Genomic DNA, 13,155 nt, shown 5'->3' with positions numbered 1-13,155 from the left:
CTAAATTTACGAGGCTTTTGATGAGTAAGCAGTTTTTAAGCGCCCTAGGGCTAAATGTAAAAAACAGACGCATACAGCAGAAACTAACACAGCTTGAGCTGTGTCATGCCGCCGGTATCGATCTAAGTTATGTAAGCCGGATAGAACGTGGCCAGGTCAATGTGAGTATTGAAGCGCTGCTTAAAGTCTCCAATGCACTTAAATGTAACGCCAGAGATTTACTTCCTGACAATGATGTGGCTGATTCTGGTGACAAAGATAAGTAACACAAAACTCTTCATAAATTTGTATAAATATTATTTATTGTTAAGTAACAAATCCCGCGCATAATGCTGTCTGGTTAACCAGAGAAAGGCATTAAACTCAAAACTACCTTCGTGTTAGCAGAACTGACATTAATATCAGCAGCCCAAACTTAGTATCTATGTCTAAAAAACAGACAGTAATTTATTATTGACTTTACCCTAATGGCAAGCTTTAGCCTTGAATCAACTTGCTATTGGTGAACGAGGGTTAAACTATGGTCGAAAACACACAACTACATATTGAAGGCATGAGCTGTGCGTCATGTGTAGGCCGTATAGAAAAAGCGCTGCAGCAGGTTACAGGCGTAATCACTGCCAGCGTTAATCTGGCGAATGAAACCGCCAGTATTACCGGCAATGCCGATACGGCTGCGCTAATCGCCGCCGTCAATAATGCTGGCTATCAGATAAAACAGCGCCAGCAGCAGTATCACGTCAGCGGCATGACCTGCTCGTCCTGTGCTGGCCGGGTAGAAAAAGCCCTGCTGAAGGTGCCCGGTGTACTCAGTGCTCAGGTAAATCTTGCTACAGAGCAGGTTAACCTGACACTGCTTGAGTCGGTTGACGCGGCAACGCTGCAACAAGCACTGGCCGGCTCGGGTTATACCCTGGCTGAAAAGCCTTTATCTACCGCGGCCGCAGACAGCGACACGACGCCATTCTACCGTCAGGCCTGGTGGCCGGTGGTGGGTGCTGCCGTACTGACATTGCCACTGGTGTTACCTATGCTGGGGATGCTATTTGGCGAAGATTGGATGCTACCTGCTTTGTGGCAGTGGCTGCTGGCTACGCCGGTGCAGTTCTATTTCGGCGCGCGGTTTTATAAAGCCGGCTGGGGCGCGGTAAAAGCCGGCAGCGGCAATATGGATTTGCTGGTGGCTATTGGTACCAGCGCGGCTTATGGCTTGTCACTGTATTTGTGGTATAGCTTCGATGGCCACCACGGTATGCCGCACCTGTATTTTGAAAGCAGCGCTGCCGTGTTAACTCTGGTGCTGCTGGGCAAATTTCTTGAGCACCGCGCTAAGCGGCGCACTACCGATGCACTGCGAGCGCTGGAGAACCTTAAACCGAGCGAGGCCAGAGTTAAGCGGGATGGCAGCTGGCAGCTCGTTGCTGCGGCAACGGTGCAAAGCGGTGAAACAGTGCAGGTTAAACCGGGCGAACGCATTGCAGTAGACGGCGAAGTACTCAGTGGTGACAGCCATGTTGATGAAGCGCTGATCAGTGGCGAAAGTTTACCCTTGCATAAAAGCAGTAGTGATAAGGTCGTTGGCGGCGCACTGAATCTGGACGGCGTACTGGAGCTACGTGCTACCAGCGTAGGCGCCGAATCAACGCTGGCAAAAATTATCCGTCTGGTAGAACAGGCTCAGGGCGCCAAAGCCCCGGTACAGGCATTAGTCGACAAGATCAGCAGCATATTTGTACCGGTAGTACTGGTGATCGCACTGATTACGTTACTCGGTTGGGGCTTTAACAGCGGCGACTGGACGCTGGGCATATTAAACGCAGTAGCGGTGCTGGTTATTGCCTGTCCCTGTGCATTGGGTCTCGCGACTCCGGCGGCCATTATGGCTGGCACCGGTACAGCCGCACGTCATGGCATTCTGGTCAAAGATGCCGTAGCCCTGGAACGGGCAACCCGGATAGATTATGTCGTATTTGATAAAACCGGCACCCTTACCGAGGGCAAGCCGCAGCTAAACCAGTTAACGGCCCTGAGTGGTACAGACACCGACCTTTTGCAACTGGCGGTCTCATTGCAACAACACAGTGAACACCCGCTGGCTAAAGCGATACTGGCCAGAGCAGAGCAGGAAAACATTGCCCCACTTGCCATCACTGATTTTGCCGTCGTAGCCGGCAAGGGCGTAAAAGCACAGCATGAAGGCGCTGAATTGATGCTTGGCAGTAGCCACTGGATGCGTGAACTAGGGCTGGAATTGCCGCTGGACCGCATTACAGCCAAAGGTGCATCTATCTCCTGGCTGGCCAGAAAACAGCAGCAAAACATTGAACTACTGGGACTATTTTGTTTCAGTGATATGCTAAAACCGCATGCTAAAGCGGCGGTAGCGCAGTTACAGCAGCAGGGTGTTAAGGTTGCCATGTTAACCGGCGACAGCAAAGCCAGTGCCGAAGTTGTTGCCGCTGAGTTGAAGCTGGACAGCTATCAGGCAGAAGTATTACCTGCCGATAAAGCCAGTTTTATTCAGCAGTGCCAGCGTGAAGGTTACCAGGTGGCGATGGTGGGCGACGGCATTAACGACGCGCCGGCATTGGCGCAGGCTGATTTAGGCATTGCCATGGCAACGGGCACCGAGGTCGCCGTCAGCGCGGCAGCTATTACCCTAATGCGCGGTGAGCCGGTACTGGTTGCCGCAGCCCTGACACTGGCCGGTAAAACCTACCGTAAAATTCAGCAAAACCTGTTCTGGGCGTTTATTTTTAACATCATCGGTATACCGCTGGCGGCGCTGGGCTATTTAAACCCGGTAATAGCCGGCGCGGCCATGGCGAGCAGCAGCTTGCTGGTAGTCAGCAATGCCTTGTTATTACAACGCTGGAAAATTAAGGAGTAGCCATGCGCACCCTGTTAACTATCGGCGAAGCGGCTAAAGCCAGTGGGCTGTCGGCGAAGATGATCCGTCATTACGAGCAAAGTGGCTTGCTGGCTAAATCGCCACGCACCGACGCTGGCTACCGGCTGTACAATAACCAGCAACTCCAGCAGCTGGGCTTCATCGCCCGGGCCAGAAAGCTGGGGTTTTCGTTAAACGAGATATTGTCGTTGCTGCAGCTGTGGCGTGACCCGGCCCGTGAAAGCCGGGCCGTAAAGCGCCTGGCGGAGCAGCATCTGGCCGATATTAACCAGAAAATAAGCCAGCTGCAGCAAATGCAGCAAGTGTTGCAGCAGTTATCTGATTGTTGTAGCGATGATCATAATTCTCAGTGCGCGATTTTAGCTGGGTTAGCCGCAGGTAATACGAGTTGAGTCGTCTAAGCGAGGTAAGCAGCAAGTTGGAAAAGCAAAGGATTTAAATGTCGCAATATCGCACTATGCAGCAATTTTGTACTGTTGATCTATGTAATTCATTAAACTCGTCTGCCAGGACCTCATTGCACAGTTAGCCAAAGTGGCTTTGTCAACATCCAAATACCTGCTGCAATCATAAATAGATTTTCAGTTAGTGATACAAATCCGAGTGGTACATTGCTATCTCCGCCGACACAAGCGCACTTTAATTCCCTCTTATCAAGATATACTGCTTTAAATACAGATACTGCTCCTACACTCCCAATGAACAGTGAAACAGGACCGACTGTATACCATGGTAGCGCTCCCAGCATCCCCAGCCCCGCGAAGGCTTCAGCAAAGGGATAGATATATGCATAGGTCAGATAGCGCATTGCCAGCAAGTCATAAGTAATAAAAGAGTTTGAAAAACTATACAAATCTCTGAGCTTCTGAATGGCCAAAATTGTCATGCTAAATGCAACAAAAAGTTCACTCATCTTAATTAAACTTGGACTTTCCGTGTAGGCAAAACTAACAGCTAATGCCATTAAAAATGCCACTGCAAAAATAGCTAAAACAGGCGTATAAGTTGTACCCGTTTGGCCCGCTGGCTTCATGTTAAAGTGCTTTCTTAAATCATCGTAACCACCTATTCGTTGCCCTTCAATAAAGGTTTGTGGGGTTGTCTCTACATTATACTTTTTCTTAAACTCGTCAGTTTCTTCACGAGAAGTCAACTTGTGATCTTCCACTACAAAACCTTGCTTTTCCAATAAGTTTTTTGAACGAAGTCCGTATGGACAAATATGCTCACTTGTATGCATACGATATAAGGTTGCTGATTTTCGCATTTCTTTACTCACATGAATTATTGTTCGCTAAGTTAACAAAACACAATGATGAACTATTCCGGATTAAAAGCCGGAACAGGTCTTAATGCGGCTTCTTGCTCTGATTCAGCTATGCCATTTTTTTTAATATCATTAATCAACCATGTCATTTCCTTAATTTCACGTTCTTGAGCTTTAATTATCTCAGCTGCCAGAGATCTAACACGTACATCTTTAATACCGGCGCGGCTACTCGTTAATATTGCAATTGAATGGTGTGGAATCATTGCCTTCATCCATGAATCATCTGCGATAGTGGTCTGAGACCTTACAAGATACAAAGAGACGCAAAAGACCAAGGTCGAAATGGCTAGTATTAAAATATTAAGTAACTTTCTTTTATACATACTCCACATAAAGATTAGCATAGCGATTGCCATGCCGGCTCCCATGTACAGCGCCATATAGCCACGTGTCTCACTAAACCACAGATGCTGCATCGCATATGTATTGAGGTACATCATGAGAAACATAAGAAGAGTGGACGTGATGATCATCACCGTAAATTTTACATATTGCATCGTGTAATCCTTACAATTTAAAGTGGTAAATTCAAATAAAAGCCATGCTGTTCAGCAATTCGAATGAATGTGGCAGTTAACACGCAATATTGATACCAAATTATTAAATTGAAGCATCAGTACCTTTGTTTGCGCTAGCAAAGCAGGTGAAGCAATAATGCAGGCAACTGACAACGTCAGTACATCGATATAGAAAGAAGTAGCTTGTAGCCAAGTATTATGAACTGCGACTAACACCAAAAAAATCAACAGTGTAAAAGTGTTGACCTTACCACTATGGTAAGCCGCAGACTGCTTTGGCCCAATTACTTAAGGAGCTTTGCAATGTTGAAGTTAAAAATTGACGAAATGACCTGTAACCACTGCGTTAGTTTAATTAACCGTGCCATTAGCGCGCTGGACAAAAATGCGGTTGTCGAAGCCGACATCGCCAGTCACAGCGTGACAGTGAACAGCTCACAGTCGCAGGAAGACATTCTGGCGGCACTGGATGAAATAGGCTACCCGGCTACACCGGTTGCGTCTTGCTGTAATGTGCAGATGAGCTGCAAGTCAGCAAAAGTGGCAGACTAACGTTTCGCTGTGATACGCAGTGCGGCAGGTTGCACGCCTGACCGCACTGCTCACCGCTCTTATTTATCTAACACGTTGATTTAATTACCATTGCAGCACCACGTAGCGGCAAGTATTGCAACTACCCTACTTACTGCATGGCCGCATTGCTGATGTGAGCGTAAACTCTGGCGCTGCCATCTTTATGCAGCAGCAAAATGTCGTACGGCATAAAGCGGTCTTCCACTTCCATACCCGGTGAGCCCAGCGGCATAGCCGGCACGCTAAGGCCAATCGCGTCCAGATGGGACTCAGCGAGGAATTGCCGGATGTATTTCGCCGGTATATGACCTTCAAAGACATAGCCTTGCTCAGATACTGCGGTGTGACAGGAATAATACTGTGGCGTAATGCCATAACGGGTTTTTATGCCGCTTAAATCATCATAGTTTTTTGTCTGTGCAACCACACCCTGCTGCTCAAGGTGCGACACCCATTTTTTACAGCAACCGCAGCTCGGCGTTTTATATACGGTAAGTGTTAATTCAGCCGTTTTATCAGCGCTGCCGGGCATAGTATTGCTATGCTCAGTACCACTGGAATGTTCGCTGCTGGATGATGCACTCGTATCCGGCATCACCGGATCCGTGTCTTTACAGCCTGTCAGTAGCGCGACGGCTACCAGCACTATCGCTGCCAGAGTTAACTTCATTTTCGTCTCCTGCTAGTGGCGCTTTAGTGTGACCAGTGTACATGCACGATTTTCCAACCGTCGCCCTTATCTACCAGCACCAGCGTTTCTTTACTGACCACGTCAACCGGCTTGTCTTTATAGTCGCCTGTCAGCTGAGTGCGGCTTACCGAATAAGCCACATTGCCCAGCACCTTGGTCTTATGCTCTAACGTTTCAGATTGCACTGCCGCCATAAACTTCATATCGGCCAGCATATGATGGCTGGCATACTCATCAGCCGAGCGCTCAACACCGTTGCCTTCGACAATCAGCACGTCATCGGCCAGCATGGCGCGAGCAGCAGCGGCATCGCCAGATCGTAACGCCTGATGAAATGCTTTTACCGCTTGCGCTGGCGCTGTATTTTCGCCGACAAACAAGGCAGGGGTGTTAGGCTTTTCATTGCCATGTGCCAGCGCACCAGCGGATGACAACAACGCCATGCCTAAGGTGATAACAGCTAAGGTTTGGATTTTTTTGCTTAATATCATAGGTATCCTGTTGTCATTATTTGGATAAAGCTGACTTATCTTGCTAAGCCAACTACAGTGGTAAAGCTGCTGCAGGTTACCAGTACCAATAACGCCAACAGCATTTCGATAAAAATAGATCTTGCCAGCAACCGGCTGTTCTGATGCTGCGCCAACGCTTTCACCAGGTTAAATTTATGCCAGGCTGCCAGTAGTAACATAGCCGCGACCAACATCAGCTTTAACAGCATTAAACGACCATAGTCGGTTACAAACAGTGCTGCAGGCGAATCGAGTAGCTGCAGTAGTATCAACACGCCACAGCTGATAAGCACTAACACCACCATTACCGCTACGCGGCCAAACTGCTGCATCAGTGCCAGTAACCTGTCCGGGGCTAAGCGGTAACAGCTTTGCCACAGCGGCAGCAAGGACCCAACCCAGGCCGCAATCGCAAGCACATGTAGCGTTAGCAGCAGCTGCCACAGGCCAGTCAAACTGGCAACGTGGCCGGTTTGACTGAAGCTGGCGGCCAGCAATAACGCAGCGATACTCACTAGCGTAATACTAACCACTTTGTTGCTATGTTTAACACGCCAAGCCCACAGCCACAGCGTGGCAAAACCACATAGCAGTAACAGCAGCTGGGTTCGCATTGCCGATTGCCAAACCATCTGCAGCATCAGCCTGTCGGCCATGCCCGCTATACCGGCCTCGGCTAGCGCGCCAGCCTGCAGCGGCAGATACAGCAGCGCCAATAGCATACCCACGACCGACCAGCCCAGTACAAGACGCTTTAACCACTGCCGAAAAGCGAGGTTGTCAGGCTGTTGTTGTATTTGAGGCTTTGATTGCCGCTGAGCCAGCGCGGGTAACAGCAGCAAAAACGCCGCACCAATACTGCCACTAACTGCCAGATAACTAGCCAGCTTGTAAGCAAATAAGGCCAACACCCAGGGATCGCTAAACATCGCCAATCTCAACCCATCTAGTGCTGATGCGAGTGCGCGCTATCAGCTTTCACCCCGGCGTCAGCACCGGCGTGCAGCATAAAACTGAAATCGCCTTTCATTTTATGGCCATCGTTACCCAACCCGACCCAGTTCACCTGATAATTGCCCGCTGCAAGCGGCGGTAGCGGCCAGCTATATTGGGTTGCAGCTTCAAGGCTCGGAGTGAAGCCGAATACGATTGTGGTAGCAGCATTTTGCAATAGCTCGACTTTGGTCAACTTAACCGGTCCGCTAAAACTGATGCTGAGTGTGGCCGGTGTCTGCATCAGCATGGCATTATCTGCCGGTACCGAGCTACTTTGCTTAACATGTGCCAGCACCGGGGCTGCTGCGGCTATCCCCATTACAGCCAGCAACGATATTACTTTTTTCATAATCATGTCCTTCATGTTTAAAACCAAAATCTTATGCCAGCAACCCAGGATGTTTCTGCTGTCGATGCATCATGCAGGCGGGCAAAATCTGCCGTGTTACCATATTTGTTCTGCCATGCTACCCCGACATAGGGGGCGAACTGGCGGGTAAATTCATAGCGCAGCCGAAGCCCGGCGCCCAGTGATGAAAGGCCTTTACCCAGCTGATTGACCTCATCGTCTTTGCCATAGGCCGTCAGTTCAGCCCGCGCCTGTAAAATCAGGCGCTGCGTTAACAACAGCTCGTATTCGGCTTCCGCACTTAGCGCGGTGCGACCACCACTGCCCAGATAAGCCGTTACGTCCACTTCAAACCAATACGGCGCCAGGCCCTGTACACCCAATGCCAGCCACTGCCGGTTTGTACCATCGGCAACCTGGTCAACCCGCAGCCCGAGCTGACGGTCCCAATAGGCCACCATCGCATGGCTCCAAAGCAACTCGGTACTGCTTTGCTCCAGCTTACCGTCACTGACTTCAGCTTCGGTTTTCAGCACCAGCCGCTCATAGGTTGTGCCATACCAGGCTTGCAGCTCCAGTTCGCCAGCTTCACTGTCAGTGACATATTCCAGCCGGTCGCCCAGCACCGACCACTGTGGATGTTCAACGCCGTGCTTTAAATGGCGTGAATCGGCCATGCCATAGGGCCCGTCAGTCAAGGTGTAGCCGTTGGAGTAAGCATGAGGATCGCGGGCATTAGCCGGCGCCTTACCACCTTGCATCTGCATATCGGCATGGTTCATCGCGCTGTGATCCATACTGCTGTGATCCACGGTCTGCTCAGCGTGGTTCATCTCACTATGATCCATCTGACTATGATCCATTTCGCTATGGTTCATCTTGCTATGGTCCATCTGGCTATGGTCAACCGTCGGCTCTGTGTGGCCCATTTTACTGTGATCCATGCCGCTGTGATCCATCTGACGGTGGTCCATGTCACTATGGTTCATCATGCTATGGTCAACCGCCTGCTCAGCGTGGTGCATTTTGCTATGGTTCATATCGCTGTGATCCATCTGGCTATGGTCCATGTCACCGTGTTTCTGAACCGGTGGTTTTTCGCTGGCAGTCTGCGCTGCCACGCCAGAACTGAGTGCCACAGTACAGGCCAGCGCCAGCAGCGATCTTGTTAGCGTTAAATTGGCTGTTTTCATGACACCACCACTTCTCTGAACATACCCGCATCCATATGGAACAATAAATGACAATGCCAGGCCCAGCGTCCGACATCATGCGGCGTGGTTAAAAAGCTGATGCGCTGCGCCGGTTGCACCGGAATGGTATGGCGGCGTACCTGTACGGCACCGTTGTCACTTTCCAGATCACTCCACATACCGTGTAAATGCATCGGGTGGGTCATCATGGTGTCGTTTTGCAAGATCACCCGGATACGCTGATTGTGCTTCATATGCACCGGTGTGCTTTTACTAAACTCTAAGCCATCGAATGACCAGGTGTAGCGCTCCATATTGCCGGTCAGATGCAGCTCAATTTCCGCCTCCGGGCCGCCCGGCTCAATAATACCGTCCAGCGAATGTAAATCGGCCAGGGTCAGCGCGCGCCGCCCGGTATTGCGCAAACCAATGCCCGGATCGTCCAGGTTGGTTCTTGGCATATCCACCCGCATATCCACCGACGGGCCATACTCGGTGCTGGCATGACGCACAGTTGAACTGGCTTTGGCATAAGGCACCGCCGGGCCATGCTGACTGTGATCGATAGCCATAGCACCATGCTGGCTATGATCTTCCGCGCCATTGCCGTGCGCCATCGCGCTGTGGCCGTGGCTGTGGCTGTCGCTTGCGCCATGGTTCATATTGCCCATCATGTCAGCCATCGTCAGCCATTCCACCGGATCCAGCGCAGGCACCGGTGCATTTAAGCTCTCGGCCACGGCCAGGGTACCGCGGGCATAGCCACTGCGGTCCATGCTCTGGGCAAAAATGGTGTAGGCATCATTTTGCGGCGAGACGACAACATCATAGGTTTCGCCCGGGCCAAAGCGGAACTCATCTACCGTTACCGGGTGTACATTCTGGCCGTCAGCCTGCACCACAGTCATTTTCAGCTCGGGAATACGCACATCAAAAAAGCTGTTGCTGGAGCCATTGATAAAACGCAGCCGCACACGCTCACCGCGCTTAAATAGGCCGCGCCAGTTTGCCAGCGGCGAACTGCCATTCATTAAATACGTAAAAGTGGCCGCGGAGATATCCGCCAGATCGGTGGGGTTCATCCGCATTTGCTGCCACATCTGCCGTTTCGCCAGCGCCGCGTCCAGCCCTCTGTCAGTGATATCGCGCAGCATGTCCTGCACTGTTGGCTGATTAAAATTGTACAAATCACTTTGTACTTTTAATTTGCGAAACACTGTGTGCGGGTCTTCATCGGTCCAGTCAGATAGTTGCACCACATATTCGCGGTCAGCTTGGATAATATCCTGCTCTTTTGGCTCAATGATCAGCGCGCCATACATGCCGGTCATTTCCTGAAAGCCACTGTGCGAGTGATACCAGTAAGTACCGCTTTGCTTTAGCGTAAAACGATAGACAAAGGTTTCACCGGGCATAATGCCTCTGAAGCTCATGCCGGGTACGCCGTCCATCTGGTACGGCAGAATGATACCGTGCCAGTGAATTGAGCTTGGCACAGATAAGGTATTGGTTACCCGTATGGTCACGTCATCGCCTTCTCGCAACCGTAATGTTGGTGCCGGTATCGAGCCGTTGATGGTGGTGGCTTTGCTAACCATGCCGGTAAAATTCACCAGTGCTTCGCCGATGGTTAAATCAATCACCTTGCCGCTTAGCTCAGTGGCATAGCCGGTAAAAGCATTGTCTTTAAAAGTGCTCCCCGCCCGGACAATATGCGGAAAGCCTGCCAACACGCCTCCCACCGCCAGCCCCTGCACAAACCGGCGCCGTGACACAGATAGCGGCATCATGGTTTTGGCTTTTGTCATCTGGAACCTCCAATACATTTTGTATGCTAAGCAGTGTAGTGTGCGAAACTGTCAGCAGCATGACCTGAACATGACAAAGTTGTAATCTTAGCGTCATGTTGCTGTGCGGCGGTTTATGGCGTAATACTGCCAGAGCTATGCCAGATCCATGTTTGGGGAGAACAAGGTGCGTTTGCTGATTGTAGAAGATGAACAAAAAACCGGTGACTATTTAAAGCAAGGCCTGAGCGAAGCCGGTTTTCAGGTGTCACTGGTCAGAAATGGCCTGGACGGTCATCATCTGGCGATGACAGAAGATTTCGATTTAATCATGCTGGATGTGATGCTGCCGGACGTCAGCGGCTTACGTATTGTTCAGGCGCTAAGAGAAAATCATAACCATACGCCGGTACTATTTCTGTCGGCCCGCGACAGCGTCGACGACAGGGTGAAAGGCCTGGAGCTTGGCGCCGACGACTACCTGATCAAACCCTTTGCTTTCTCAGAGGTGCTGGCACGGGTCAGAACCCTGCTACGGCGTGGTCAGGCCGCACCGCAGTCAGAATTATTACAGGTTGCCGATTTACAACTGGATATTGCTAAGCGTAAAGCTAGTCGTAGCGGTGCCAAAATAGCGCTGAGTAATCAGGAATTTAGCTTGCTTGAACTGCTGATGCGCCGCCGTGGTGAAGTTCTGCCGCGCTCGTTAATCGCCTCGCAGGTATGGGATATGAATTTTGACAGCGACACCAATGTGATTGACGTTGCTATTCGCCGCTTGCGCGGCAAAATTGATGACGGCTTTGCGGCAAAACTGATCCATACCGTGCGCGGTATGGGCTATAAACTGGACGATGAGCAATCTGATGCATAACGCTGGCACACGCCCCCTGTCGATCACCGTTCGCGTGGTCCTTTTCGTCGCGCTGACTATTTCGATCTGCCTGTTTTTCGTGCAGCAATTGCTACTGAGCTCAGTCGAACATCACTTTATCGAGCAGGATGTCGACGAATTAGCTGTGATCCTGCATGCGGTTGAGCACACGATGACTGCCGGGCAGAACGGCCAGCAACAGCCGGCGCAGACGCTCTCCAAAGCGGTATCGGGCCATCACGGTGTTTACTATCAGGTGATGGATAGCCAGAACCGCTTAGTCTACCGTAACGCCGACATTGATTTAAGCTTGCTAGCGGCCAATACCCCGGCCAGTGCCGACTATAATGCCAAAGCCATCCACAATTGGCAGCTGGACGGCAAAGCCTATCGCGGCGTGTTCAGCCTTTTCACCACGGCAGATCAGCAGTATCAGGTGATTGCCGCTATCGACATCAGTTTTCATGAACATTTCTTGCAGCAGTTACAGCGTAGCCTGGGGCTGATTTTACTTGGCTCCGCCCTGCTTACTCTACTGGCGGCCTGGCTTGCAGTGCACCAGGGGCTAAACCCACTTCGGGGTTTAAGCGCGCAAATGCGTGATATTCAAACCAATAAACTGGATATTCGCTTATCACCGGGCGAGGTCCCGGCCGAGCTGCGGCATATGGTGCAGTCTTTTAATCTGATGTTAGACCGGCTGGAGCAAGGGTTTACCAAGCTGTCGCACTTTAGTGCCGATATTGCGCATGAGCTACGAACACCGCTGACCAATATGATCACGCAAACCCAGGTTAGTTTATCGCGCGCGCGCAGCGCCGACGAGTACCAGAATCTGCTGTTCTCCAATCTGGAGGAGCTGGAGCGGCTGAATAAAATGATAAGCGATATGTTGTGGTTAGCGAAAAGCCAGAACGGTTTACTCACACTGCAAAAGCAAACGTTAAATCTGGCGGACGAAATTCAGGCGATTTTTGACTTTTTTGAAGCCCTTGCTGAAGAGTCTGGTGTTAGTTTGCATTTTTCCGGTCCGGTAATTTTGGTGCAGGCTGATCGCACCTTACTGCGACATGCTTTAACCAATCTGCTGTCAAACGCATTGAGATACACTGCTCAGAGCCAAAACATTACAGTAACAACAGCACTGGCATCACCAGACTCGATCACTATCAGCGTCGAAAATCCTGGACCGCCTATTCCTCCGGAACATTTACCGTATTTATTTGAGCGCTTTTATCGTGCAGATCAATCAAGGCAACGGCATAGTGAAGGTGCCGGTTTAGGGTTGGCTATTACCAAAGCCATTGTGGAAGCACACGAAGGACAAATTAATGTCGAATCAGATCTGGAGAGCACGCGTTTTGTGATCAGTCTTAAAACAGCCTGATCACAGCTTCAAAGTAAAAACTGCGCGGAATCGT

The 13,155-nt window shown here is 50.5% G+C and carries 14 protein-coding genes; 6 read left to right on the top strand and 8 right to left on the bottom strand.

Annotated elements, in window-relative coordinates:
* Positions 1-20 precede the first annotated feature (20 nt).
* The 3 genes from LHL18_RS12685 (at position 21) to cueR (ending at position 3,303) form a co-directional block, all read left to right on the top strand.
* Positions 21-266, top strand: a complete 246-nt coding sequence (locus tag LHL18_RS12685) for a helix-turn-helix domain-containing protein (RefSeq protein WP_226767350.1) — start codon at positions 21-23, stop codon at positions 264-266.
* Between the two features lie 254 nt (positions 267-520).
* A complete protein-coding gene (locus tag LHL18_RS12680) occupies positions 521-2,890 on the top strand; it encodes a heavy metal translocating P-type ATPase (protein WP_226767349.1) in 2,370 nt (789 codons plus the stop codon).
* Between the two features lie 2 nt (positions 2,891-2,892).
* On the top strand, positions 2,893-3,303 hold the full coding sequence (gene cueR, locus LHL18_RS12675) for a Cu(I)-responsive transcriptional regulator (protein ID WP_226767348.1): 411 nt from the start codon (positions 2,893-2,895) through the stop codon (positions 3,301-3,303).
* A gap of 122 nt (positions 3,304-3,425) precedes the next feature.
* Here cueR and LHL18_RS12670 read toward each other — a convergent pair whose 3' ends face one another.
* Positions 3,426-4,190, bottom strand: coding sequence for a MauE/DoxX family redox-associated membrane protein (locus LHL18_RS12670; RefSeq protein ID WP_226767347.1), 765 nt, complete (start codon positions 4,188-4,190; stop codon positions 3,426-3,428).
* Positions 4,191-4,231: 41 nt separating this feature from the next.
* A complete protein-coding gene (locus LHL18_RS12665; RefSeq protein WP_226767346.1) occupies positions 4,232-4,738 on the bottom strand; it encodes a DUF305 domain-containing protein in 507 nt (168 codons plus the stop codon).
* Between the two features lie 324 nt (positions 4,739-5,062).
* Between LHL18_RS12665 and LHL18_RS12660 the strand changes: the two genes are divergently transcribed.
* A complete protein-coding gene (locus LHL18_RS12660) occupies positions 5,063-5,311 on the top strand; it encodes a heavy-metal-associated domain-containing protein (protein ID WP_226767345.1) in 249 nt (82 codons plus the stop codon).
* A gap of 130 nt (positions 5,312-5,441) precedes the next feature.
* Here LHL18_RS12660 and LHL18_RS12655 read toward each other — a convergent pair whose 3' ends face one another.
* The 6 genes from LHL18_RS12655 to LHL18_RS12620 are packed head-to-tail and all read right to left on the bottom strand — an operon-like array spanning position 5,442 to position 10,881.
* Positions 5,442-6,002, bottom strand: a complete 561-nt coding sequence (locus LHL18_RS12655; RefSeq protein WP_226767344.1) for a DUF411 domain-containing protein — start codon at positions 6,000-6,002, stop codon at positions 5,442-5,444.
* Positions 6,003-6,025: 23 nt separating this feature from the next.
* The gene (locus tag LHL18_RS12650; RefSeq protein WP_226767343.1) at positions 6,026-6,514 is read right to left on the bottom strand and encodes a YybH family protein; all 489 of its coding nucleotides are present in this window, start codon (positions 6,512-6,514) and stop codon (positions 6,026-6,028) included.
* Positions 6,515-6,549: 35 nt separating this feature from the next.
* Positions 6,550-7,464: a copper resistance D family protein gene (locus tag LHL18_RS12645; protein WP_226767342.1), complete on the bottom strand. Its 915-nt coding sequence runs from the start codon at positions 7,462-7,464 to the stop codon at positions 6,550-6,552.
* Between the two features lie 17 nt (positions 7,465-7,481).
* The gene (locus LHL18_RS12640; protein ID WP_226767341.1) at positions 7,482-7,880 is read right to left on the bottom strand and encodes a copper resistance CopC family protein; all 399 of its coding nucleotides are present in this window, start codon (positions 7,878-7,880) and stop codon (positions 7,482-7,484) included.
* 17 nt (positions 7,881-7,897) lie between these two features.
* Positions 7,898-9,073, bottom strand: a complete 1,176-nt coding sequence (locus LHL18_RS19795; RefSeq protein ID WP_319004173.1) for a copper resistance protein B — start codon at positions 9,071-9,073, stop codon at positions 7,898-7,900.
* Positions 9,070-10,881, bottom strand: coding sequence for a copper resistance system multicopper oxidase (locus LHL18_RS12620; RefSeq protein ID WP_319004172.1), 1,812 nt, complete (start codon positions 10,879-10,881; stop codon positions 9,070-9,072). Before LHL18_RS12620 ends, LHL18_RS19795 begins: the two co-directional genes overlap by 4 nt.
* Positions 10,882-11,047: 166 nt before the next feature.
* Between LHL18_RS12620 and LHL18_RS12615 the strand changes: the two genes are divergently transcribed.
* Both LHL18_RS12615 and LHL18_RS12610 read left to right on the top strand, forming a co-directional pair.
* Positions 11,048-11,734, top strand: a complete 687-nt coding sequence (locus LHL18_RS12615; protein WP_026349545.1) for a heavy metal response regulator transcription factor — start codon at positions 11,048-11,050, stop codon at positions 11,732-11,734.
* A complete protein-coding gene (locus tag LHL18_RS12610; RefSeq protein WP_226767340.1) occupies positions 11,727-13,121 on the top strand; it encodes a heavy metal sensor histidine kinase in 1,395 nt (464 codons plus the stop codon). The genes LHL18_RS12615 and LHL18_RS12610 overlap by 8 nt, the downstream gene beginning before the upstream one ends.
* Positions 13,122-13,155 lie beyond the last annotated feature (34 nt).

The organism is Rheinheimera aquimaris (assembly GCF_020531985.1).
Lineage (GTDB): Bacteria > Pseudomonadota > Gammaproteobacteria > Enterobacterales > Alteromonadaceae > Alishewanella > Alishewanella aquimaris.
The sequence above is the reverse complement of the archived record's forward strand: the minus strand, read 5'-3'. Positions and strand labels throughout refer to the sequence as shown.